Source organism: Pseudoalteromonas sp. AOP7-A1-14 (assembly GCF_052376275.1).
Lineage (GTDB): Bacteria > Pseudomonadota > Gammaproteobacteria > Enterobacterales > Alteromonadaceae > Pseudoalteromonas.
The window spans coordinates 19860-45411 of record NZ_JBQSVO010000002.1 but is presented as its reverse complement, the minus strand read 5'-3'; the positions used below and the strand labels follow the sequence as shown (position 1 = coordinate 45411).

The 25552-nt window shown below is 41.9% G+C and carries 23 protein-coding genes and 1 riboswitch; of the genes, 4 read left to right on the top strand and 19 right to left on the bottom strand.

What is annotated here, in order from left to right:
• Positions 1-211: 211 nt before the first annotated feature.
• The 13 genes from rplI to ACT3RM_RS00620 form a co-directional block, all read right to left on the bottom strand.
• Entirely contained in the window at positions 212-664 is a 453-nt protein-coding gene (gene rplI / locus ACT3RM_RS00680) for a 50S ribosomal protein L9 (RefSeq protein ID WP_441835542.1), read from the bottom strand.
• Between the two features lie 35 nt (positions 665-699).
• Positions 700-927 (bottom strand): 30S ribosomal protein S18, encoded by a 228-nt coding sequence (rpsR, locus tag ACT3RM_RS00675; protein ID WP_006793721.1) that lies wholly within the window; start codon positions 925-927, stop codon positions 700-702.
• 12 nt (positions 928-939) lie between these two features.
• Complete coding sequence (priB, locus tag ACT3RM_RS00670) at positions 940-1242, bottom strand: primosomal replication protein N (protein WP_441835557.1); 303 nt, start codon at positions 1240-1242, stop codon at positions 940-942.
• Between the two features lie 68 nt (positions 1243-1310).
• Positions 1311-1652, bottom strand: coding sequence for a 30S ribosomal protein S6 (gene rpsF / locus ACT3RM_RS00665; protein WP_441835543.1), 342 nt, complete (start codon positions 1650-1652; stop codon positions 1311-1313).
• Positions 1653-1930: 278 nt separating this feature from the next.
• On the bottom strand, positions 1931-3358 hold the full coding sequence (gene lpdA / locus ACT3RM_RS00660) for a dihydrolipoyl dehydrogenase (RefSeq protein ID WP_441835544.1): 1428 nt from the start codon (positions 3356-3358) through the stop codon (positions 1931-1933).
• Between the two features lie 184 nt (positions 3359-3542).
• Complete coding sequence (aceF, locus tag ACT3RM_RS00655) at positions 3543-5480, bottom strand: pyruvate dehydrogenase complex dihydrolipoyllysine-residue acetyltransferase (protein WP_441835545.1); 1938 nt, start codon at positions 5478-5480, stop codon at positions 3543-3545.
• A gap of 11 nt (positions 5481-5491) precedes the next feature.
• A complete protein-coding gene (gene aceE, locus ACT3RM_RS00650; RefSeq protein ID WP_441835546.1) occupies positions 5492-8158 on the bottom strand; it encodes a pyruvate dehydrogenase (acetyl-transferring), homodimeric type in 2667 nt (888 codons plus the stop codon).
• A gap of 76 nt (positions 8159-8234) precedes the next feature.
• The gene (gene pdhR, locus ACT3RM_RS00645) at positions 8235-8984 is read right to left on the bottom strand and encodes a pyruvate dehydrogenase complex transcriptional repressor PdhR (protein ID WP_441994523.1); all 750 of its coding nucleotides are present in this window, start codon (positions 8982-8984) and stop codon (positions 8235-8237) included.
• Positions 8985-9280: 296 nt separating this feature from the next.
• A complete protein-coding gene (locus ACT3RM_RS00640) occupies positions 9281-11134 on the bottom strand; it encodes a TonB-dependent receptor domain-containing protein (RefSeq protein WP_441835548.1) in 1854 nt (617 codons plus the stop codon).
• Between the two features lie 49 nt (positions 11135-11183).
• Positions 11184-11359: riboswitch (cobalamin riboswitch) on the bottom strand.
• 134 nt (positions 11360-11493) lie between these two features.
• The gene (gene gpsA / locus ACT3RM_RS00635; protein WP_441835549.1) at positions 11494-12501 is read right to left on the bottom strand and encodes an NAD(P)H-dependent glycerol-3-phosphate dehydrogenase; all 1008 of its coding nucleotides are present in this window, start codon (positions 12499-12501) and stop codon (positions 11494-11496) included.
• 3 nt (positions 12502-12504) lie between these two features.
• Positions 12505-12996, bottom strand: a complete 492-nt coding sequence (gene secB / locus ACT3RM_RS00630) for a protein-export chaperone SecB (RefSeq protein ID WP_441835550.1) — start codon at positions 12994-12996, stop codon at positions 12505-12507.
• A 52-nt stretch (positions 12997-13048) separates the two neighbouring features.
• Positions 13049-13306: a glutaredoxin 3 gene (gene grxC, locus ACT3RM_RS00625; protein ID WP_441835551.1), complete on the bottom strand. Its 258-nt coding sequence runs from the start codon at positions 13304-13306 to the stop codon at positions 13049-13051.
• A 31-nt stretch (positions 13307-13337) separates the two neighbouring features.
• The gene (locus tag ACT3RM_RS00620) at positions 13338-13769 is read right to left on the bottom strand and encodes a rhodanese-like domain-containing protein (protein ID WP_441835552.1); all 432 of its coding nucleotides are present in this window, start codon (positions 13767-13769) and stop codon (positions 13338-13340) included.
• 194 nt (positions 13770-13963) lie between these two features.
• On the opposite strand from ACT3RM_RS00620, the gene gpmM reads away from it, so the two are divergent.
• From gpmM to ACT3RM_RS00600, 4 genes are all read left to right on the top strand, one after another.
• The gene (gene gpmM, locus ACT3RM_RS00615; RefSeq protein ID WP_441835553.1) at positions 13964-15508 is read left to right on the top strand and encodes a 2,3-bisphosphoglycerate-independent phosphoglycerate mutase; all 1545 of its coding nucleotides are present in this window, start codon (positions 13964-13966) and stop codon (positions 15506-15508) included.
• A gap of 6 nt (positions 15509-15514) precedes the next feature.
• A complete protein-coding gene (locus tag ACT3RM_RS00610) occupies positions 15515-16651 on the top strand; it encodes a murein hydrolase activator EnvC family protein (protein ID WP_441835554.1) in 1137 nt (378 codons plus the stop codon).
• A 35-nt stretch (positions 16652-16686) separates the two neighbouring features.
• On the top strand, positions 16687-17922 hold the full coding sequence (locus ACT3RM_RS00605) for a S41 family peptidase (RefSeq protein WP_441835555.1): 1236 nt from the start codon (positions 16687-16689) through the stop codon (positions 17920-17922).
• A 64-nt stretch (positions 17923-17986) separates the two neighbouring features.
• Positions 17987-18745 carry a divergent polysaccharide deacetylase family protein gene (locus ACT3RM_RS00600; RefSeq protein WP_441835556.1) on the top strand — a complete coding sequence of 253 codons (759 nt, stop codon included), beginning with the start codon at positions 17987-17989 and terminating at the stop codon, positions 18743-18745.
• Between the two features lie 164 nt (positions 18746-18909).
• On the opposite strand, the gene lpxC is transcribed toward ACT3RM_RS00600, so the two are convergent.
• The 6 genes from lpxC to murC all read right to left on the bottom strand — a co-directional run bounded on the left by lpxC (position 18910) and on the right by murC (position 25531).
• Positions 18910-19821 carry a UDP-3-O-acyl-N-acetylglucosamine deacetylase gene (gene lpxC, locus ACT3RM_RS00595; RefSeq protein ID WP_441835433.1) on the bottom strand — a complete coding sequence of 304 codons (912 nt, stop codon included), beginning with the start codon at positions 19819-19821 and terminating at the stop codon, positions 18910-18912.
• A gap of 104 nt (positions 19822-19925) precedes the next feature.
• Entirely contained in the window at positions 19926-21170 is a 1245-nt protein-coding gene (gene ftsZ / locus ACT3RM_RS00590) for a cell division protein FtsZ (RefSeq protein WP_441992861.1), read from the bottom strand.
• A gap of 24 nt (positions 21171-21194) precedes the next feature.
• Positions 21195-22427, bottom strand: a complete 1233-nt coding sequence (gene ftsA, locus ACT3RM_RS00585; RefSeq protein WP_441835431.1) for a cell division protein FtsA — start codon at positions 22425-22427, stop codon at positions 21195-21197.
• Entirely contained in the window at positions 22424-23203 is a 780-nt protein-coding gene (locus ACT3RM_RS00580) for a cell division protein FtsQ/DivIB (RefSeq protein WP_441992862.1), read from the bottom strand. The genes ftsA and ACT3RM_RS00580 overlap by 4 nt, the downstream gene beginning before the upstream one ends.
• A gap of 1 nt (position 23204) precedes the next feature.
• Positions 23205-24125: a D-alanine--D-alanine ligase gene (locus ACT3RM_RS00575; protein ID WP_441835429.1), complete on the bottom strand. Its 921-nt coding sequence runs from the start codon at positions 24123-24125 to the stop codon at positions 23205-23207.
• Positions 24122-25531, bottom strand: coding sequence for a UDP-N-acetylmuramate--L-alanine ligase (gene murC / locus ACT3RM_RS00570; protein WP_441835436.1), 1410 nt, complete (start codon positions 25529-25531; stop codon positions 24122-24124). The genes ACT3RM_RS00575 and murC overlap by 4 nt, the downstream gene beginning before the upstream one ends.
• Positions 25532-25552: the final 21 nt, after the last annotated feature.

Sequence of the window (25552 nt, the reverse complement as noted above, 5' to 3'; positions counted from 1 at the left end):
CAGGTAAAAACGGTAACGAAATTAAAATTTGAATCTAGATAGTGTAATTAATGTATAAAAGTCGCTGCTTAACGACTAGCTAGACAGTAAACAGTGAACCTAAATTCCCTGTACAAATTAAATAATTCACTAATTCAGAATTACTGGTATTCACTTTTTAAACATAAAAAAACCGCACTAAATAGTGCGGTTTTTATCACTTAACTAAAAATTAAGCTTCAGCGATTACGATTACTTTAATAGTAGCCGTTACGTCTGAGTGAACCGAAATTGATACGTCAAATTCACCAGTGTCACGGATAGTGCCTAAAGGTAAACGAACTTCTGACTTAGCAACTTCAACACCAACAGCTGAGATAGCGTCAGCGATATCACGAGTACCAATTGAACCGAATAGCTTACCTTCGTCACCAGCTTTAGATACTAAAGTAACTTCTGCTAATGCTTCAAGTTTGTCAGCGCGTGCTTGTGCAGCAACTAACTGCTCAGCGATTTTTGCTTCAAGTTCAGCGCGACGAGCGTCAAACGTTTCAATGTTAGCTTTAGTCGCAGGAACTGCCTTACCTTGCGGGAAAAGGAAGTTACGTGCGAAACCAGATTTAACTACAACCTGTTCACCTAGGCTGCCTAGGTTAGCGATCTTATCTAGTAGAATAACTTGCATGTTTCTACACCTTTTAAAAACTGTTAATCCGCTGCTTACTTATGTAAGTCAGTGTATGGAAGAAGGGCTAAGTAGCGAGCACGCTTAATAGCTGTTGCTAGCTGGCGCTGGAATTTTGCGCTAGTACCTGTGATACGGCTAGGTACGATTTTGCCACTTTCTGTAACATAGTTTCTAAGAGTAGCGAGATCTTTATAATCGATTTGTTGTACGCCTTCCGCTTTAAAGCGGCAGAACTTACGACGTCTGAAATAACGTGCCATGAGATAAATTCCTCAATTAATTCTTTCTATATGCTGAGCATGCAAAACCAATTGGCTAAGGCCGTTACGACCTTCGTGGCGATTTAAAAAACCACTCACTTGCAATGCCTGCCCAACATTCAAATGTTGAGTCTGTTGTTGCATCTGCTTACCACTTGCAACCACTTGAAGCCTAACGTAACTATTACGGTTAAGATCTGCTTCAGTTTGCATCGATTTATGTTCTACAACAAAAATACAATGCGGTATGCCAGCAGGGCTTTGGCTATATTTGGGCGTTTTACAAACGACTCCAGATATCGTCAGTTGATTCATAAACGGATTAAGCTTTTGGCTCATCTTAATAACTCAACCGAACAATGCCATGCTTGGACTCAAAACAATTAAGCAGCTGGTGCTTCTTTCTTCTCTTCTCTTGCAAGAGGAGACGCTTCAGTTACTACGTTTTTAGTACGCATAACTAAGTTACGAAGCACTGCATCGTTGTAGCGGAAAGTAGTTTCTAGCTCGCTGATTACTTCAGTAGGTGCTTCAACGTTCAATAGAACATAATGAGCTTTATGAAGCTTGTTGATAGGGTAAGCCAGTTGACGGCGGCCCCAGTCTTCAAGACGGTGAATAGTACCGCCTGCTTCAGTGATAGAACCAGTATAACGTTCGATCATACCAGCAACTTGCTCACTCTGATCAGGGTGAACCATGAATACGATTTCGTAATGACGCATGGATATTCCTTACGGTTAATAGAGCCTTCTACCGTTTCGGCCGGTCGGTTTAAGGCAAGGAATTAATAGTTTAAAAGCCGAAATGAGGGCGCATTTTACGCTTAGTTGGATAATTAAGCAATATAAAGTTTAGCTAAAGGAAAAAGTATCAAAGTAAAAGTCCTATCAGCTAAAGTCGTTGCTATTTAAACCTTAAGCGCCAATAGAAGTATTGGCAGCGACTAAAACAAAAAACCCAAGCCAAAGCTTGGGTTTTATAAGCAATTAATTAAAAACTATTACTTTTTCTTTTTAACTGCTTTTTTATTAGGCATGTCAGTGATTGAACCTTCATAAATTTCAGCAGCAAGGCCGATTGACTCGTTCAATGTTGGGTGAGCATGAATAGTAAGCGCTAAGTCTTCGCCATCTGCGCCCATTTCAACCGCTAGGCCTATTTCGCCAAGCATTTCACCTGCGTTAATACCCACCATAGCACCACCGATTACGCGGCCACTGTCTTTATCAAAGATAAGCTTTGTTTGACCTTCTGTACGAGCAGATGTAATAGCACGACCTGATGCAGCCCACGGAAATACCGAAGTTTCAATGCTTAAGCCTTGCTCTTTTGCTTCTTTTTCTGTTACACCAACCCAAGCGATTTCAGGGTCAGTATACGCGATTGAAGGAATGCACTTAGGGTCAAAGAAGTGTTTCTGACCAGAAATAACTTCAGCAGCAACATGACCCTCATGAACCGCTTTATGAGCAAGCATAGGTTGACCCACAATATCGCCAATTGCAAAAATGTTATCAACATTCGTTTTAAGCTGCTTATCAACATTAATAAAGCCACGCTCATCAACATTAACGCCCGCTTTATCAGCATCAAGTAGCTTACCATTCGGTGTACGGCCAACTGCTACAAGTACTTTATCATAACGTACTGGCTCTGCAGGTGCGTTTTTCCCTTCAAACGTGACATATAAACCGTCATCTTTTGCTTCAACGTCTGTTACTTTGGTTGAAAGCATTACGTTGAACTTTTTGCTTACGTATTTTTGGTAGATCTTAATTACGTCTTTATCAGCCGCAGGTACAAGCTGTTCAGCAAATTCAACGACATCAATTTCTGAGCCAAGTGCACGGTATACTGTGCCCATCTCAAGACCGATGATACCACCGCCTAATACAAGTAATTTTTCTGGTACGTCTTTAAGCTCAAGCGCGCCTGAAGAATCAATCACACGGTCATCTTCTGGGATGAACGGTAAGTTTACAGGTTGAGAACCTGCCGCGATAATAGCATTATCAAAGCTAATTGTAGTTTCGCCATCAGCGCCTTCAACAGCAATAGTATTGCTGCCAGTAAATTTGCCGTAACCGTAAACCACTTTAACTTTACGCATTTTAGCCATGCCGTCTAGGCCGCCAGTTAATTGGCCTATTACAGAGTCTTTCCAATCACGAACTTTGTCTAAATCAATTTCAGGCTTACCAAATGTAACACCGTGAGATGACATATCAGCTGCTTCATCAATTACTTTAGCTACGTGTAAAAGCGCTTTTGAAGGGATACAACCAACATTAAGACATACACCACCTAATGTGTCGCGAGACTCTACTAATGTAACTTCTAAGCCCAAGTCAGCAGCACGGAAAGCCGCAGAGTAACCACCAGGACCACCACCTAGTACAACAACTTGGGTTTTTAATTCGTTGCTCATGCTATTACCTTAATTATTTGAACGGGACACTGCCCCAAAGTTTAACTGCCCCATTTCTACAAGACAGAAAGTCAGAGCAGATCAAAAATTTATGCAAGATAGGTAAATATTGTATCATTGCAATTGGTAAAAATCCCAGCTAAAAACGACTGGCTGGGATTTGATTCTATATATTAATTAGTGTTTACATCACCAATTGGCGAATATCGCTCATGTAACTTGCAAGAGTGACAGTAAAGCGAGCAGCCAGTGCGCCGTCAATCACTCTGTGATCGTATGACATTGAAAGTGGAACCATTAGTTTTGGTTCAAACTCTTTGCCATTCCATTTTGGTTTCATTTCAGATTTAGACACACCTAAAATAGCAACCTCTGGCGCATTTACAATTGGTGTAAACGCTGTACCACCGATACCGCCAAGGCTTGAAATAGTAAAACAGCCACCTTGCATATCAGACGAGGCCAATTTACCGTCACGAGCTTTAACTGACACATCCATTAGCTCACGTGATAACTCAATAATACCTTTTTTATCAACATCTTTGAATACTGGCACAACTAAACCATTAGGCGTATCAACCGCAACACCAATATTTATATACTTTTTAAGGATTAAGCTTTCGCCATCGTTAGAAAGTGAAGAGTTAAATGTAGGGAACTCAGCAAGTGCTTTAGCAGCTGCTTTCATTACAAATACCAGCGGTGTTATTTTAACGCCCAGCTTTTTCTTCTCGTTAAGAGCGTTTTGCTCTTTACGGAATGCTTCAAGGCTGGTGATATCAGCTTCATCAAACTGAGTAACGTGAGGAATTTGTACCCAGTTACGATGTAGATTTTTACCCGATAATTTTTGGATACGAGAAAGCTTCTTCTCTTCGACTTCACCAAACTTAGCAAAATCAACTTTTGGCCAAGGAATAAGGCCTAACTCACCGCCACCCGCATTACTTGTACCTGACACTTTGCCTGATTCAACTTGCTTAACTACGTCTTTGACATAGTTTTGCACGTCTTCTTTGATCACGCGATTTTTACGACCAGAACCTTTAACGTTTGCAAGGTTAATACCAAACTCACGTGCTAAACGGCGAACTACAGGCGATGCATGCGCATAAGCACTATTATTCTCAAAGCTTTCGTTACTTGCTTTAGTTGGAGCATCACTTGACTTTGATTCTTTTTCAGCCGCTTTTGACTCAGTTTCTTCAGCAGCTTTTGTTTCTGCTTTTGGTGCTTCGCTTGACCCGCTACCAGCAACTTCAAAAACAAATACTAGTGAACCTGTTTTTACTTTATCGCCCGTGGCTACTTTGATTTCTTTTACTGTGCCTGCAAATGGCGCAGGTACTTCCATTGCTGCTTTGTCGCCTTCGACGTTTAAGATTGATTGTTCCTCTTCAACCTTATCGCCAACCGCAACCATCACTTCGGTCACTTCAACTTCATCATCACCAATATCCGGTACGCTCACTTCTTTAGAGCTTGGTGCTGAATCACTTTCAGTTGAAGAGTCTTCAGTCGCAGACTTTTCATCTGCTTTTGAATCACTTGCAGGTGCGCTTTTATCATCCCCTGCAACTTCAAAAACAAAGACTAGTGAACCAGTTTTAACCGTGTCACCGGTACTCACTTTAATTTCTTTCACTGTGCCTGCGAATGGCGCAGGTACTTCCATTGCCGCTTTGTCGCCTTCGACGTTTAAGATTGATTGTTCTTCTTCAACCTTATCGCCAACCGCCACCATCACTTCAGTGACTTCAACTTCATCATCACCGATGTCTGGTACGGTCACTTCTTTATTTGAAGAAGTAGACTCGGTCGATGCGGTCTCTGCTGACTTATCATCACTTTTTGGCTTTTCTTCGCTATCATCTGCATCTTCGTCTGTTGCTTCGCCTTCAAAGATCATAAATAAGCTGCCAGTTGAGATCGTATCGCCTTCAGACACTTTAATTTCTTTTACCGTACCCGCTTGTTCAGCAGGGACTTCCATTGAAGCTTTATCACCTTCAACAGTTAGTAAAGCTTGCTCAACTTCAACTTTGTCACCAACGCTTACTAATATTTCGGTTACTTCAACTTCATCGCCACCGATATCTGGTACATTAATTTCAATACTCATTGCAAAACCTCTTATGCGTACAGTGGGTTAAGTTTGTTAGTGTCGATATCAAATTTCTTGATAGCGTCAACCACAACCGACTTTTCAACATCACCGCGTTTAGCAAGTTCAGATAACGTCGCAACGACAACGTAGCTTGCGTTAACTTCAAAATGACGGCGTAAGTTTTCACGGCTATCAGAACGACCGTAACCATCTGTACCTAATACTTTATAGTTGCTGCTTGGGATGAATGAACGCGCTTGTTCAGCATAGTTTTTCATATAATCCGTTGCAGCAACAGTTACTGCATCACTTAATACGCTTGTGATAAACGGCGTTTTCTGCTCGCTTTCTGGGTTAAGCATATTGAAACGCTCAACATCTTGACCGTCACGCGTTAACTCATTGAATGATGTTACTGAGAATACATCTGAAGCTATACCGTAATCTTCACTTAAGATTTTTGCCGCTTTACGTACTTCAGTCATAATAGTACCTGAGCTTAATAATTGTACGTTGGCTTTTTTACCTTCGTAGTTTTCAAGCTTATAAATACCTTTACGAATACCTTCTTCAGCGCCTTCAGGCATTGCTGGCTGCGCGTAATTCTCATTCATTAATGTAAGATAGTAGTAAATATTCTCTTGATCGTCACCATACATACGACGAATACCGTCCTGTACAATAACAGCAACTTCAAACGCGTAAGTTGGGTCATATGAAATACAGTTAGGAACCGTATTAGCAAGAATGTGGCTGTGACCATCTTCGTGCTGTAAACCTTCACCATTAAGCGTTGTACGACCCGCTGTTGCACCTAGTAAGAAACCACGCGCTTGCTGATCCCCTGCCATCCATGCCATATCGCCTACACGTTGGAAGCCGAACATTGAATAGTAGATATAGAATGGGATCATCGGTAAATCGTTAGTACTGTATGATGTTGCAGCAGCAACCCATGATGACATTGCACCTAACTCGTTGATACCTTCTTGAAGTACTTGGCCTGATGTTGCTTCTTTATAGTATGAAAGGGTGTCACGATCTTGAGGCGTGTAGTTTTGACCATGTGGGTTATAAATACCTATTTGGCGGAATAAACCTTCCATACCAAAAGTACGCGCTTCATCGGCAATGATTGGCACGATGTTTTTACCAATGCCTTTGTCTTTTAGTAACACGTTAAGTGCACGAACAAAGCCCATGGTGGTTGAAATATCACGCTTTTGCTCTTCAAGTAATGGCTTGAATGCTTCTACTCCTGGTAGCTGTAACTTTTCAGAGAAATTAGGGATACGCGTTGGTGTATAACCCTCTAATTTTTCACGACGAGCATGTAAATACTTGTACTCTTCTGAACCTTCTTCAAGCTCTAAATAAGGTAAGTCTTTTAATTGCTCTTCAGATACCAAATCATCAAGGCCTAAGCGTGAACGTAAATGAGCCACATGCGACATGTCCATTTTTTTCACTTGGTGAGCAATATTTTTACCTTCAGCTGCTTCACCCATACCGTAACCTTTTACTGTTTTTGCAAGAATAACAGTTGGACGATCTTTGGTTTCTTCTGCTTTTTTAAATGCAGCAAACAGTTTAGATGACTCATGCCCACCACGCTTAAGCGCGAAGATTTCATCATCAGTCATATCAGCAACAAGCGCCGCTGTTTCTGGGTAACGACCGAAGAAATGCTCACGTACATACGCGCCATCTTTAGCTTTATATGTTTGATAGTCGCCATCAACGGTTTCGTTCATTAATTGCAATAACTTACCTGTGGTATCTTTAGCCAGTAAAATATCCCAACCACTACCCCAAACAAGTTTGATAACGTTCCAGCCAGCACCTTTAAATAAACCTTCAAGTTCTTGAATGATTTTACCATTACCCATTACTGGGCCATCCAAACGCTGTAAATTACAGTTAATTAGGTAGCAAAGGTTATCTAGTTTTTCACGAGCCGCAAAAGAGATAGCACCACGTGATTCTGGCTCATCCATTTCACCATCACCTAAAAACGCATATACACGCTGGTTTTTAGTTTCTTTTAAACCGCGACCATCTAGGTACTTTAAAAAACGTGCTTGGTAAATTGAAGCGATTGGACCTAGGCCCATAGATACTGTTGGGAACTGCCAAAACTCAGGCATTAATTTAGGGTGAGGGTAAGACGGTAAGCCTTTGCCATCTACTTCTTGGCGGAAGTTATCAAGCTGCTCAGAAGTTAAGCGCCCTTCAACAAATGCACGCGCGTAGATACCCGGAGAAATATGACCTTGATAATAAACTAAGTCACCACCATCAACATCGTTTGGCGCTTTAAAGAAATGGTTAAAACACACTTCATAAAACGCTGCAGACGACTGGTAAGATGCCATATGGCCGCCTAAGTCGAGATCTTTTTTAGACGCACGCAATACGATCATAATCGCATTCCAGCGGATGATTGAACGGATTCGACGCTCAACATTCACATCACCCGGATACGCCGGCTCTTGATCTACAGGTATAGTATTAACGTAGTTAGTCGTTGTGCCAGTTGGCATATCAACGCCATCTAAACGGGCTTGCTCTAACACTTGCTCAAGTAAAAACTGAGCTCGTTCAACACCTTCTTCGCGCACAACTGATTCAAGAGCTTGTAACCACTCTTGGGTTTCTAGCGCGTCTACGTCAATTTTATTGACTTCAGACATATGGAGGTTTCCTTATGTTTAAAATACGAATGTTTTTAATTAATACTGTTTATTGCGTGTCAAATACAGTACTTGCTTAATTTTGTTTGGTGCGTCTTAAACTGCGTTCAATTCGCGAATGCTCTTTGCCTGCTTCAAGTAACGCTTCTTCAATAAAGGCTAAATGCGCATTACTAGCAAGACGGGCCTGCTCTGGATTCCCTTCAATCACTGCATCCATCAATAAACGGCGATGTTCTGCTAGCTGCTTACTAATGTGCTGCTTTTCTAACAAGACCGTTAAATTCTGTAAAACATTTTGTTCTAGCAGTGCCTGCATACCTCTTACTAAATGTAGTAAAACCACATTATGAGACGCTTCTGCAACACTAAAGTGAAATGCATTAATCGCTTTGGCTTTTTGCTGTAAGTTATCATTAACCAAAGCAATTTTATCAAAGTTTGCTTTTACTTTAATAAAGTCATTACGCGTACCTCGCATCGTTGCGTAGTAAGCGGCTATACCTTCTAACGCATGACGAAATTCAAGTAAATCAAACTGTGACTCAGGGTGCTTGCTAATCAAATCAAATAACGGATCAGTGAGTCCTTCTTCGAGCTGATTTTTCACAAAAGTTCCCCCGCCTTGACGACGAGTAACCAGCCCTTTTGCTTCGAGTTTCTGAATGGCTTCACGTAAAGAAGGGCGAGACACTTCAAATTGCTTTGCAAGTTCACGCTCAGGAGGCAACTTTTCTCCCGGTGCTAGCGAGCCCTCAAGAATCATATTCTCAAGTTGCTGTAAAATAACATCCGAAAGTTTTGCTGATTTAATCTTTAAAGACATTCGTCAACGCCCGTATAATATACATTTAAAGAGAAATAAATATCAGTTTAACTGCATAGCCAAGACCAAAAGGTAAATTGGTCATACCAAATTTAAACCATACGTTATCAAAAAGCCCGTTTGCTGTCAATTTAGCTAGGCTATAGCGCAGCTAAACTAGACTAACGTATTTTGCATAAAGATTAAACAGGGTCAATAAACACAAGAGATAGAGAGTAGTTTAGGGCCAAAATTCAAATGGTCTGACCAGACAATATACCCAAGTCAGCTTAAGATGCGGACTTGGGTATTGGGGGTTAGAACTGGTAGCTTGCACCAACAAAGAAGCGACGATCGGGCGTATTATAATAATTGACCCGTCCTGTGGTGAAATCAGTATTGGCATCTACAGCGTTATATTCTTTATCAAGTAAGTTCTCAATGCGTAACGATAATGCCAACTCGTCAGTTAGCTGATAGTTAGCCGCTAAGTTCCACAGTGTATAAGAACTCAACGTGGTTACTTTGCCCTCACGAGCACTACGGTAAACCATATCGAGGCTAGTATCGAAATCTTGCCACTGCTTAGCAAGTGACCAGTTGACTGTACGCGGTGCTACATATACTAACGACTGACCTGTTTCGGTATCTTCGGCAGTTAGGTAGGTAAAATTAAATAGGTGATCAAAACCCCAAATATGCTGCTCAAAGCTAAATTCGACCCCTTCGTGGCGTGCTTCATTTATATTGCTCGGTTGCCACTGTCCTGCATCGTTAGGTGCCCACGCTATTTTATTTTCAAAATCATTTCGAAATATAGACACATCAACCGCAACATCCGTAAAGTTAACAGCTAGGCCTAGCTCTTGGTTTTTTGATATTTCAGGCTGTAAGCTTGCATTACCAGAGCCTGGAAAGTACAAGTCATTAAATGTAGGCGCTTTAAAGCCAGTACTTTGGCTTGCTCTAAAAGTAGCACGGTCGTTTAAGTGGTAACCTGCAGCCGCCGTATAAGTTACTTCACTACCAAACTGTTCATCATCGTCATGACGAACGGTGATGTTTGCAAGTAGCGCGTCATTATCATAATAACCGCCTAGAAAACCCGCCAAAACCTTACGGCTATCTTTGCTATAACAACTGCCCGTTTCAATACAGTCTGGGTTTGTTTCTATATTATCTTTATACCAGTTAACACCGCCGCTGATATTAAAAGTAGATGAAACCAAGTACTGGCCGTTGTAATCTACTTGCTCACGCTTTGTATCAAACGTATCTGTAGTGGCATTACCCGTATAAGCAATATACGTGTTGTCTGAGTTATCACTAGATAACGCAACATCGACACTGTGAGTTTGCTTATTGAATGATTTAGCCCACCCTAGCAATGCCTGGTAATTTTCAAAATCATTCTGCTCAATGGTGCTATCGGCTGGTGAAAAAGCGCTATCATATTGTGCATAGCCTTCACTGTATTGCCCACGCGCTTTAAATACACCCAATGCAGCAGCATCAAAACGAGCATTAAAGCCAATGTTTTTATTCTCATAACTATCTTCATCAGGTGCAACACCTTGCAAGGCATCAAAACCATCTGTTTTTTCAAAGCCTGCATTAACACCGGCGCTAAATCCATCGACCTGAGTACTCGCCGCAACTTGATAATTTTGATAAGCATCAGAGCCAAAAGTTGCATCAAGGATCACGTTTTCCGCTTGGCGAGTAATAATGTTGATAACCCCAGCTAAGGCATCCGATCCATAAACTGCCGCTCGAGAGCCTTTAATAACCTCAATGCGTTCAATTGAATTTAGCGGAATATTACTAATCGCTTTATAACCAAGGGTGGCCGAGCCGACTCGCACACCATCAATCAAAATAAGTGTATGGCGAGAGCCCGAACCACGCAGCGAAACACCTGAATTTTGCCCAAAACCACCATTATTATTGATTTGAAAACCGACTTGAGTCGCTAGTAAACTAGGCAAGTCACGCACATTGGTTTGCTCAATATCACTGCGTTCAATAACATCAACGCTTGCCAGTACATCGGTGATCGACTGCTCAAATTTGTTTGCTGACACAGTAATACGTTCGATTGGTTGCTGTGCAGACACAGAAAAAGACAACGCAGCAGACACAGCTACGCCTAAAGTAGATTTAGTTAACATGATTTCCCCTAACCCGCGCCCACCGCACAAGTACTAGTAGTAAATTTGCTTCAGGGCCGGTCTCCGGACTTAGGGATTATCATTAATAAAATAGATAAAACCCATCACCGTTGCGGGGGCAGTGCTGGATTAAGTATCACAATCCTGTGAACTTCACCAACTTCCCGATTATCTCATGGTATTTATCAACTCTCCTGAAAAATAAATAACCACAAGCACCCTGAAAATAGGCCGCTATTGTGATTATTTTAGGGAACAATGTCAATGGACGTCTATACAGCTATAAAGCCAGAATCGAAAACATAAAAAAAGCGCTACAAAAGTAGCGCTTATAATTAACATTAAGTATTTACAGTGTATTACTCTGAGCGTTGCTCGCGTCCCAGTAATGCCATTGCGGCTTCCTTAACGTCTTTATTCTCATAAAGCACTTGGTAGATTTGCTCAGTAATAGGCATTTCAATACCGGCACGCTGGGCAAGTAAATACACTTCTTTGGTATTACGATAGCCTTCAACCACCTGACCAATAGATTCGATAGCAGCTTCAACGCCTTCACCTTTACCAAGCGCTAAACCAAAGCGACGATTACGCGATTGATTGTCGGTGCAAGTTAAAATCAAATCACCTAGCCCAGCCATCCCCATAAAGGTTTCTGACTTAGCACCGAGTGCGCAGCCTAATCGGCAAAGCTCTGCTAAACCTCGAGTGATCAAGGCTGTGCGTGCATTAGCACCAAAACCAAAACCATCTGACATTCCCGCACCAATCGCAATTACATTTTTAACTGCCCCACCGAGTTGAATACCAATAAAGTCATTATTGTTATACACCCGAAATGAACGCCCGCAATGCAGTAAATCTGCAAGCTGTTTAGCAAACACTGTTGAGGTTGATGAAACAGAAATAGCCGTTGGTAGCCCTATTGCCATTTCTTTGGCAAATGTCGGGCCTGAAACAACCGCCAGCGGCACGTCATCACCGAGCTCTTGCTGTGCCACTTCTTGTAACAAACGTCCTGTATCAGGTTCAAGCCCTTTAGTCGCCCACGCAACTTCAGCGCCTTCACGAAGAGAGGGTTTTATTTGCTGTAAAGTATCACCAAAAGCATGGCTTGGTACGACCACTAATATAATTTTACTGGCACTAACGGCGGTATGTAAATCGGCTTCAAGGTGAAGCGTGTCAGGGAAAGTGACATCGGGCAAGTAACGTTGATTTTTCCGCTCAGCTGCAAGCGTGGCAACGTCGTCGCTATTGCGCCCCCAAAGCGTCACGTAGTGACCATTTCGGGCTAAGCAAATAGCAAGGGCGGTGCCATACGACCCCGCCCCTAATACTGTAACAGCTGAATTTGCTGTACTCATGGCTTATGCGTCTGCAGGAGCCTGTTCAGCTTGCGCTGCACGTTGCTGCATATATTGTGCGAATAACGCATCAAAGTTTACAGGTGCAAGATTAAGCTGTGGGAATGTACCACGGTTAACTAAGTTTGATACCGCTTCACGTGCATACGGGAACAATACGTTCGGGCAAAATGCGCCTAACATATGCGCCAGCTGTACTTCTTCAACTTCAGCAATAGTAAAAATACCCGCTTGTTGAATTTCACATAAGAATGCCGTTTCTTCACCAATTGAAGCTGTTACCGTTAAGGCTAAAACAACCTCAAACACGCCTTCATCTAATTTGTTTGAACGTGTATCAAGGTCAAGCTTAACTTCTGGTGTCCATTCTTTTTGAAAAATAGCCGGTGAATTTGGCGTTTCAAAAGACACGTCTTTAGTATAAATACGTTGAATAGTAAATTGTGCGCCGGCGTTTTCTTGTGCAGCTGCTGGTGTTTGATTTTCTTCGTTCATTGTAATTCCTAACTTTAATCGTTTTTATAATAAATATTTTTATTAGTAATATTTAGGCGTTTAATTTGGCGTCAAGTTTACCTTGTGCCTCAATTGCCATCATTTCGTCACAACCGCCGATATGCTCATCATTAATAAAGATTTGTGGCACGGTGCTAGCCCCGCCTGCTTTAGCAATCATTTCGTCTCGTAATTCAGGTTGCACACCAATATCAATATTTTTGAAATCAACACCTTTACTTGTTAATAACGCCAGTGCGCGTTGACAAAAAGGGCAATATGCTTTGGTGTACAGTACAACATTACTCATAAATATTCCTCAATCAGCCTGCTAAACTAAATTAACGACCTGTGGTTGTTGGTAGGCTCGCACTTTGCCAAGCACCCATACCACCTGATAATACATAAACCGACTCAAAACCCGCTTTATGCATTGCGGTTGCGATACCTGAGGCAGTCATGCCTGTGGTACATACCAATATAATGGGTTTACTCTTAAACTTTTCAAGGCTTGAGAAGTCAGATTGTTTGGCTTTTTCAGGACTAAGGTGCTCAGCACCTGAGATACGGCCCGCATTAAATTCTTTTTGCGCACGTATATCGACGACCTGACCATCTTCACGGTTAATTAATAACGTGAGCTGTTGCGGATTTATTTGACGAATGGCTGAAAACTTACTCTTAAACCAGCCGCCGATGATCATTGCCACCAATGCCAGCCAAATAATGCTTAAAATCGGGTGATTGCCGATAAATTCAATGTATTGATCCATGTATTTTCCACTATCAAGTTTTGCTCATAAAATGGGTATTAATAAGCGTGTTAAACTACTGCCACGCAAGTATACGTGCTTGGTTTTAAATTACCAGTGAGTGAAATATTTTAATATCGGCCTTTGCATGCTGATCCAGAACTTAAAACACGGTATGCTAAGCGTCCAACAGGTGGCAATTTTCAGGAGCTAAAATGACACAACATAAAAAACCTTTAGTATTAATGATTTTAGACGGTTGGGGATACCGTGAAGATACGCAAAGCAATGCAATCTTAGCGGCTAATACACCCGTTTTAGATGAACTTTGGGCGACTCGTCCACACACTCTAATTTCAGGTTCAGGTTTAGATGTTGGGCTTCCTGATGGTCAAATGGGCAACTCTGAAGTAGGTCATGTTAATTTAGGCGCAGGGCGCGTAGTTTACCAAGACTTTACTCGCATCACTAAAGCGATTGAAGACGGCGAATTCGATAGCAACCCAGTACTGGTTGAAAACATAGACAAAGCTGTAAATGCAGGTAAAGCCGTGCATATTATGGGTTTATTAAGCCCAGGTGGTGTTCACAGCCATGAAGATCATATCGTGGCAACCATTGAGCTGGCTGCAAAGCGTGGCGCTAAGGAAGTTTACTTTCATGGTTTCTTAGATGGCCGCGACACTCCTCCTCGCAGCGCCAAAGCATCAATAGAGCGTATCGAAGCATTATTTGCAACGTTAGGCTGCGGTCGTTTAGCGTCATTAGTGGGGCGTTACTATGCCATGGACAGAGATAACCGCTGGAACCGTGTAGAAAAAGCCTATAACGTAATGGCTTGTGGTGTAGGCGAGTATAACTACACGACAGGTGTAGAAGCTATTGACGCAGCCTATGAACGTGACGAAAACGATGAATTTGTTGAAGCAACCACCATTACTCCTAAAAGCAAGTCAGCTGTTCAAATAAATGATGGCGACACGCTTATATTTGCAAACTTTAGAGCCGATCGCGCTCGTGAAATTACTCGCGCTTTCGTCGAAAAAGAGTTTGATGGCTTCAAAAAACAAAAATCACCAAACCTCAGTGGTTTTGTGATGATGACCGAATACGCCGCCACTATTGATGCACCATCGGCGTTTTCACCAGAGCCACTAACTAACGTGCTTGGTGAATGGTTTGAAAAACACGAAAAAACACAGCTTCGTATATCAGAAACTGAAAAGTACGCTCATGTAACATTCTTCTTTAGTGGCGGCCGTGAAGACGAATTTAAAGGCGAAACCCGCGAACTTATTCCTTCACCACAAGTAGCAACTTACGACCTACAGCCTGAGATGAACTCAGAAATGCTTACCGACAAGCTTATTGAAGCGATTAAAGGTGGCCAGTACGATGCCATTATTTGTAACTATCCAAACGGCGATATGGTTGGCCACTCAGGTGTATTTGAAGCCGCAGTAAAAGCGTGTGAAGCTGTTGATAATTGTATTGGCCGCGTTGTTGCAGCCTTAAAAGAATACGGCGGCGAAGCACTGATCACAGCTGATCACGGTAATGCAGAGCAGATGACAAACCCTAAAACAGGCCAAGCCCACACCGCGCATACCAGCGAGCCAGTACCTTTTATTTATGTTGGCCGTGATGCAAACGCAAGTGAAGGCAAAGCGTTGAGCGATGTTGCACCAACAATGCTACATTTAATGGGCATGGAACAACCCAGCGAAATGACTGGCAAACCTATCATGAAATTGAAGTAAGGTATTATGAATAGTATTAACAAATTCTTATGTCGTACGTTAATACTTACTTCGTTAGCTGTTACTGCGGTAACAGCTAACGAAGATCGTACTAAAAAAGACCTATCAGAAATTCAAAGTGCACTTGAAAAAAGTCAAACAGAGCGTAAAGCCCAACAGCAAAAAATTGTCACGTTAAATAAAAACCTCAAACAGCATGAGCTCGATATAGCTAAAAATGCCAAAGCACTCAATATCGCCCAAAATTCGATTAAAAAAACGCGGCAGCAACAGCAACAACAACAACAACAAGCCGATGCATTAACTAATAAGCAAAAGCTAATGCAAAAAGCGCTCGCGGCACAGTTACAAAGTGCCTATATGGCTGGCAGTCATGACTACTCAAAAATGTTACTTAATCAACAAAACACCGCCCAAGTCGAACGTACTCTTAGCTATTACAACTACTTAAATAAAGCTCGTGTTGAACAACTTGATGAACTCAAAGCACTGTTAGTCGAAATTAAACAAGTACAAGCTGAACTTGAAAAAACTGAACTGCACTTAACCGCTCTATATAAAGAACAAAAAAACCGTCAACAAGCGCTGGTTAATGCACAAAACGACAGACAAAAAAATCTTAAAAGTTTAAAAGCCAAACTAAACAGCACCGAAAGCTCAATTAACTACTTAAAAGAAAATGAGCAAACCCTAATCGCCACGCTTGCCGAGCTTGAAAAAGCAAAAAATCAAAAGGTTGAATTAATCGGCCTGTCAAAAGCAAAAGGAAAGCTAGACTGGCCAACAAAAGGCAAACTAAGCCATAAATTTGGCCAACGAAAGCACGGCGGAATTGATTGGAAAGGAGTGCTGATTGATGCCAACGAAGGGGTAAACGTTAATAGCATTCAAAACGGCCAAGTAGTTTATGCCGATTGGTTGAATGGCTTTGGCTGGGTTATTGTAATTGACCATGGCGATGGCTTTATGAGCCTTTATGGACATACACAAACACTCTTAAAAGACGTAGGTGATATGGTTCGCCAGGGTGAATCAGTAGCACTTGTTGGTAAAAGCGGCGGACAATCAAGTTCTGGTCTATACTTTGAGATACGCCATAAAGGACGCGCAGTAAACCCTGAAAAATGGTGCAGACGCATTTAATTGATTAAACAGCTGCACCCCACTGGGAGCAGCTGATGCTAAATTTTAATACCCATTCATACCCACGCACAGTCATAAGCAATAACTCACTGTGCTTGCTGCTTCTAATTCTAAGTTTTGTTACTCACTCAGCAACGTCAATAAAAGACTTAAAAAGCCCACAAAGAAACGAAATTATTTTTAATATTCATACTTATTATGTTGAAGATTTAGCATTACAACAAAGCTTTGAAGATATTAACCAATTTGAAATGCTATTAGCCAGCCTTGACCCTTATTCTAAGTATCTTGACGAGAAAGAACTTGATGCTATTTTTAATAATAATAACGGCCGCTACACAGGCCTAGGTATCGAAGTTAAAGAGCAAAGCAACCAAATCTACATTGTGGGTACTATTAAAGACTCTCCAGCGGCAAAAGCAGGCATAAAAGCAAACGATATGTTGATTGCTATTAACCGGAAAAATATTAACAAGCATTCGATTGAGCGGGTTGCAGAGCTCATTCGCGAAAGCCAAAACCCCACTATTACTTTGACTGTAAAGCGTGGTAATGAGCAGCATATTGAGCTTGCCGTAACGCGGCAAGAAATCAATATAGAAAGCGTCACTAGCTCGTTGGCAGAGTTTGGTATTGGTTACATAGCCATTAAAAGCTTTAATAACCACACGCTACACAATGTAGCTCGCCAAGTGACTATATTACAAAGTAATAACGGTGATGAATTAAGTGGGCTGGTACTGGATTTACGTGATAACCCAGGTGGCACATTGCAAAGTGCGGTCGCGGTTTCAGATTTATTTTTACAAAGCGGCACAATAGTTACTACCCGAGGGCGTTTTTATGACGCCAACCAGGAATATAAAGCACAACACGGTGATATTCTCAGTAATGTGCCGATAGCAGTACTCATCAACGAAAAATCAGCATCAGCCGCAGAAATTTTAGCCGCAGCGCTTAGGGATAATGACCGTGCAACCTTAGTTGGCAACCAGTCTTTTGGTAAAGGCTCTGTACAATCTCTCATCCCACTTGGTAATGGCAATACGGCATTAAAACTGACTACAGCCAAATATTTTACCCCACTAGGTAAGTCAATCGATGGGGTGGGTATTATGCCTGATGTGACGATTAATCAAACAACACTTCCACAAACAGCAAAAGCCGTTATAATAAAATATGAACAAGGAATGGTCAGCCAACAGTCACTACAAGAAAGCTTACCTGATCGTCAATTATTAAAAGCAACACAGCTACTTACCATAAAGTGATTATATTTATGATAAACATAGCTGGCGTAGCTGCAAGCACACAAGAAGAAAATAATAATAAAACGTGAAATTACTTCTAGCGCTACTGATAGCTATACTCTACCTACCTGCTACTTGCTTTGCCAAGCAGGTAGCTATTGTTATTGACGATATAGGCTATCACCAACGTGATTTAGATATCCTGAATTTACCAGGCCAAGTATCCTACTCAATTTTACCACATACTCCATATTCACAAGCTTTTGCAGATCTTGCCAGCCAATCTAATAAAGAGATATTGCTGCATATTCCCATGCAATCAATTGATAGTAGCAAAGCACTTGGTCCCGGAGCTCTCACCACTGATATGAATAAAGAACAACTACAACATACTTTAGGTAGTGCGCTGGCAAGCCTGCCACAAGTCAAAGGCGTTAATAATCACATGGGATCAAGGCTGACTCAGCAAAGCCTTCCCATGAAATGGACTATGGAAGTGCTTAAAAAGCACAACTTATATTTTTTAGATAGCCGTACAACCAACTTAAGCCAAGCCCAACACGTGGCTAACTTATACGGCGTAAAAAATGTTAGTCGCCATGTTTTTTTAGATAATATACTGACTAAACAGCAACTTAACCTTCGCCTAAATGAACTTAAATATAAAGCTGAGAAGTTCAGCTTTGCCATAGCCATTGCCCACCCTTACCCTGAAACAATCGCTTTTTTAAAGAAAGCTCTGCCTGAGCTTCAAGACCAAGGGTTTGAACTAGTGCCTTTATCTGAACTGGTTGAGCGAAAATATATACAACTCGCAGAAGCCGAGCAAAACAAGCCTAAATAAGATAGTCTTTATAGTTAGAGCTTTATATTAAATGATCAAATCTATTTTATTTAAAATGCTCCCACTCGCGCGCCTAAAGCACTCTTGTTTAAAATAAATTGTAGGCAAAAAAAATGACGCTTGAAAGCGTCATTTTTTATAACTGTAAACTTGTGTTGCAGCGATTAAGCTCTCGCTACTTCTAGGCCGGGAGCTGGCATAGTGACTGGGGTATCGAAAGTTGCCCATTCCCACGCTGACTCAGTAGCCATAATTTTACGTAGTAGCTTGTTGTTTAAGTCATGGCCAGATTTAAAGGCAGTTACTTTGCCTAAAATATTGTGGCCTGTCATAAACATGTCACCAACACAGTCTAAAATCTTATGCTTAACGAACTCATCGCTATAACGTAAACCGTTAGGATTAAGTACTTTGAACTCATCCAATACCACGGCGTTATCCATGCTGCCACCTAATGCTAGGTTATTTGCATGCATATACTCAATATCTTTCATAAAGCCAAAAGTACGTGCGCGACTAATTTCTTCAGTGAAGCTTTGTGCCGTAATATCTAAACCGATACGTTGGCGGCTTTCATTGATAGCCGGATGATCAAAGGCAATTTCAAAGTCGATATGGAAACCGTCATACGGTTCAATCTCGGCCCATTTGTCATCTTCTTCAATACGTACTTTTTCTTTAATACGAATAAAGCGTTTGGCTGCACCTTGCTCTTTAATGCCGCCTTTTTGTAACAAGTAAATAAATGGCAATGCACTACCATCCATAATCGGCACTTCTGAGCTGTCTAATTCTACAATTAGATTATCAATGCCCATTGCAGCAACGGCCGCAATAAGATGCTCAGTGGTCGATAAGCGAACGCCATCTTTATTGGTTAAACAAGTACATAACTGTGTATCACCAACGGCTTCAGGTGTTGTTTCAAAATCAACAACAGGATCAAGGTCGACACGACGAAATACAATCCCAGTATTTGCGCTCGCAGGTCGGAGAGTTATTGTGACCTTCTCACCTTTATGAAGTCCAATTCCTATGGCTTTGACTACTTCTGCAATCGTACGCTGTTTAATCATAGGTTCGCTCACTTATAGTTACAGTTAGGCGGCAAATTGTATCATAAATACGACCAGCTGCCAAATTTGTTCACTTTTCAAACAAAACAGTTTTAACGTTTTGTTTAATCAGCTTGTTTTCTTAAAAAAGCGGGGATGTCAAAATAATCGCCACCATCAGACTTTTCAGATTTCTTATTACTTTCAGCAGCTTTATTACTGCTTCCACTGCTTGTTGAAGCTTGCTCTTTGCTTTCAGTTTGCGTGCTTGTAGTGGTATCTTCAGAACTAGTCCCTTGTGATGCAAAGCTTGGCACATACATGCTGCTAGTTGCTTGATTGCTGCTGGCGTTAACATCAGAACCCGACGCTTTTTTAAAGCCATTATCAACAATACCAAACTGTGGACGACGTTCGCCGCCAAGGCCTGTTGCAACTACAGTTACACGTAGCTCATCTGTCATTTCAGGGTCGATAACTGCACCAACAACCACGGTTGCATTTTCTGAAGCGAGTGCTTTAACGTGATTACCAACAATTTCAAACTCTTCAATAGCGATGTCCATACCCGCAGTGATATTAACCAAGATACCTTTAGCACCTGTTAAATCAACGTCTTCAAGTAGAGGGCTTGAGATAGCCGCTTCTGCCGCTTCTTGCGCACGGTCCGGACCTGAAGCAGAGGCAGTCCCCATCATTGCAGTACCCATCGCTGACATTACTGTACGTACGTCGGCGAAATCCACATTGATCAAACCAGAACGAGTAATTAACTCTGCAATACCTTGTACCGCTCCAAATAATACGTCATTAGCTTTAGCAAAGGCATCTAGAAGTGTAGTCCCTTTTCCTAAAACTTTAAGCAATTTATTGTTAGGAATTGTAATAAGTGAATCTACAATTTCTGACAATTCATTAATACCTTGTTCAGCCGCTGCTGCACGCTTTTTGCCTTCAAAGTCAAATGGTCGTGTTACTACAGCAACCGTTAATATACCTAACTCTTTAGCAAGTTTAGCGACTACTGGCGCAGCCCCTGTACCCGTACCGCCACCCATACCGGCTGCGATAAACACCATATCCGCACCTTCAAGGCTGGCGCGAATGGTTTCTTGATCTTCTTCTGCTGACTCGCGACCCACTTCAGGGTTTGCGCCCGCACCTAGCCCAGAGGTAATTTGTGTACCTAGCTGCACGGTTACATCCGCAGATGAATTTCGTAATGCTTGTGCATCCGTATTAGCGGCAATAAAACGCACGCCTTCAATTTGTTGTTTCACCATGTGCTCAACAGCGTTACCGCCGCCACCGCCCACGCCAATTACTTTAATTACAGCTTCTTCGCTGTGTTGTTCCATCATATCAAACATGTTTACTCTCCGACTTGAGTAGTACTAAAACTCGCCTTGGAACCATTTAGTAATGCGGTTCCACCAATTGACATCCCCATCAGACTTCGACTTTTGTGCATTCATCGACTGCATCGTACGGCCATATTGTAATAAGCCGACCGCCGTTGCGAATGAAGGGTCATCTACATAATCAGTCAAACCAACCATCCCGATTGGCTTGCCTATTCTTACTGGCATTTGGAAAATGTCTTCTGCCACTTCCATCGCGCCAGCCATTTTAGCAGTTCCGCCCGTAATAACGAGTCCTGCTGCAATTTGGTCTTCTAAACCTGAACGACGAATTTCTTCCATCGCTAATTCAAATAATTCTCTAAAGCGCGGTTCAACCACCTCTGATAAAGTGTGACGCGACATTAAACGTGCAGGCCGCCCACCTACGCTAGGCACCTCAATGGTATCTTCACTACTGGTCATTTGGCTACTTGCACAGGCGTATTGTACTTTGAGTGACTCGGCATGTGATATAGGTGTACGAAATATTTTTGCTATATCACCCGTCACTTGGTTACCCGCCACAGGAATAACCGCGGAATGACGCAGCGCACCATTTATATAAATGGTGATATCCATAGTACCACCACCAATATCGAGTACCGCTACGCCGAGCTCCTTTTCATCATCGGTTAAAACCGAATAACACGAAGCAAGAGCTGTAAATATTAATTGGTCCACTTCAAGGCCACAACGTTCAACACATTTTTCAATGTTTTTTGCCATATCGTTTGAACAGGTAATAATGTGCGCGCGGGCTTCCATACGTACGCCACTCATTCCTAAAGGGTTTTTAATTCCTTCTTGCATATCAATACTATATTCTTGCGGTAAAGCATGGAGCATTTTACGCTCAGCAGAAATCGGTACCGAACGAGCAATATGAATTACATTTTCAATATCGTCCTCGGTTACTTCAGTGTTATTAATCGCCACTACACCGCTTTCGTTTTGACATTGAATATGTTTGCCTGAAATCCCCAAATACACCGAACTGATTCGGCAATCCGCCATAAGTTCTGCTTCATCTATCGCGCGACGAATCGACTCAGAAACAAGGTTTAGGTCATTAACGCCGCCTTTATCCATACCATAAGATACTTGGCTGCCGACCCCAACTATGCTGAGTTTGTTATCTGCGGTGATTTCACCAACCGTGGCCACTACTTTTGCAGTACCAACGTCTAATCCAATCACTAGGTTTCTTTCTGCTGACTTAGTCATGCCTTACTCTTATTTTTTAATTGCTCTTCTTGCAGTGGCTTCCAGCTCACTGCAAGGCCGGTATCATACCGTAAATCGACAACATCTAGTTGTGCATCTTCGCGCTTTTGCATACGCGGGTAAACATCAATAAAGCGTTGTACTCGTTTTGCTTTATTTTTGCGACCTAAGTTAAGTCGCACGCCATTATCTAACCATAATTGCCAAGCAAACCGCTCAGATAAGGCCAAACTGGTTAATTTTAAACTGTTTAACGCCAACATGTCATCAAACTGTTTAAATGCTGCCCAGGCTTCACTTTCGCTACCTTTTGGGCCATATAATTGGGGCAACTTGCCCACTAATTCTTCTGCGTTCGCCTCAAACACATTACCGTCTTGGTTTAGTAAAAAGTCACTATTCCAAATAGCCTTAGCTTGATGCTCTACCACATAAACCTGAATGGTATCCGGCCATTGTTTACGTACCGAAGCAGTTGCTACCCAAGGTAACTCTTGGACTAGGTACTGAATTTTTTTTACATCCAACTCAAAAAAGCTCGATAGATCTGCTTTTTTGATAGCACTAATAATGGCTTTTTCGTCGGTATACATAGGGCTACCTTGAACCGATAAATGCTTAATTTGCGCATCTTTATTATCTACAAGCCACTGAGTAACACCGCTGGTTATTTGCACCAAACTAAATACCACAAATAGAAAAAAGCTCACGCCAAAAATCAGCGACCAATTTAGTTGCTGTTTAAGTTGTTGTGTTTTTTCTAAAAAAGGATGCATATTAAAGTGTTTGCTCCAAAATACGAACAACTAATTGCTCAAAACTCGCACCATTTGCTTTTGCTGCCATGGGTACCAGTGATTTTTCAGTCATACCTGGTACAGTATTCACTTCTAATAAATAAAACTCACCGCTTTTATCTTGCATTGCATCAACGCGTCCCCAACCACTAGCCCCCACTAAAGCAAACGCTTCGAGTGACATTGCTTGTAGCTTTTTTGTATCTATCGCTGATAAATCAGCCGGACAATGATACTGCGTGGTCGTTGACTGATACTTAGCTTGATAGTCATAAAAACCATTCGGGGTGGTCATTTCAATAACGGGTTGTATCTCATCCCCCAGTACTGCAACGGTAAATTCACGCCCAGTGATCCACTGCTCTACTAATACTTGGCTATCAAACTTAAAAGCATCATTCAGTGCCTTAGTTAATTCATCAGCATTGGTTGCTTGTGCCATACCAATGCTTGAGCCTTCATGCGAAGGTTTAACCATCACTTTTTTAAACTCACCCATAATAGCGTTAGCATCAAAGCCCTTTTTAGCATCCACTACGGCAAAAGGGGCTGTACTCAACCCCACTGATTTAAACAATTGTTTACAACGCACTTTATCCATACCCAAGGCTGAGCCTAAAACATTACTGCCAGTGTATGGTATGTTCATAAATTCAAGCGCACCTTGAATGGTGCCATCTTCACCACCACGACCATGCAGCGCAATAAAAACGCGCTCAATGTTAAGTTCTTTTAGTTGCCACAAAGGCTGTATTTGCGGATCAAACGCAATGGCATCAATGCCAGCACTTTGTAGCGCTTTTAATATCGCTTGACCTGATTTAAGTGACACTTCACGCTCTGCTGAATCGCCACCTAAAAGTACCGCAACTTTACCAAATGTTGCTGCTAACTGGCTCATACGTCCACCTGCTTAAGCTGCTCAATAGATAAAGAAGTCGCTGCGAGCTTTTTAACCAACTGACCAATATTACCAGCCCCTTGAGTGAGTACTAAATCGTTGTCTTGTAAAGTATCAGCGAGCACACCAGCAAGCTCGGTACTACTTGCTACATGTAACGGCTCTTTACCCCTTAAGCGTAAACTACGGCATAAGCTTTTACTGTCAGCGCCAACGATAGCTTCTTCTCCTGCAGCGTAAACATCCAACAGTAATAGCTGGTCCACATCAGCAAGCACTTTAACAAAATCTTCATATAAGTCGCGCGTACGACTATAACGATGTGGTTGATAAACCATCACTAAACGCTTATCTGGCCACCCCTCGCGAACCGCCGAAATAGTTGCAGCGACTTCTGATGGGTGATGACCATAATCGTCTACTAACATCACTTTACCGCGTTCATTTTCAAAATCGCCATAGTGTTGGAAGCGACGACCAATGCCTTCAAATTTTTGTAACGCTTCTAAAATTGCATGATTAGCAATGTTTTGATCTTTAGCTACTACAATGGCTGCCGTGGCATTTAATGCATTATGTTTACCTGGCATATTCAACGAAACAGTAATGCTTTCGCCTTGCTTGCTATTGACGGTAAACGTACAACTATTTGCCGTTTGGCTAAATTCAGTCATTTGATAGTCAGCCTCACGCGATTCACCATACGTAAGTACTGGACGACCAAAACGAGGAAGAAGCTCTGCTGCTACATCAGAATCTATACACACAACAGCCAAACCATAAAACGGTAAGTTATGAATAAAATCCACATAGGTGTCTTTCATTTTTTCAAGGCTACCGCCGTAAGTGTCCATGTGATCTTCTTCAATATTAGTGATCACTGATACCATGGGTTGTAAATGTAAGAACGACGCATCGCTTTCATCGGCTTCAGCAATTAAAAAATCACTGTTCCCTACTTTTGCATTACTGCCCGCACTATTAAGTAAGCCACCTATTATAAATGTTGGATCAAGCCCAGCTTGGCCGTAAATACTAGCAATTAAACTAGTTGTGGTGGTTTTACCATGAGTGCCAGCTATCGCAATACCATGACGAAAACGCATTAATTCGGCCAGCATTTCAGCACGACGGACCACAGGTATACGCGCAGCCTTAGCTGCCACTATCTCAGGGTTTTTTTCATCAATGGCGCTTGATACCACGACCACATTGGCATCTTTAACATTATTTTCATGATGACCAATAAAAACCTCTGCGCCAGCTTTAATCAACCGTTCAGTCATTGCACTGTGAGCAATATCAGAGCCAGTAATACGATAGCCTTCAAAAGCGAGCACTTCAGCAATTCCGCCCATGCCTGCGCCACCTATACCAATAAAATGGATAGTTTCGATACGTCTCATTGCTGGACGAGTACTTTTCTC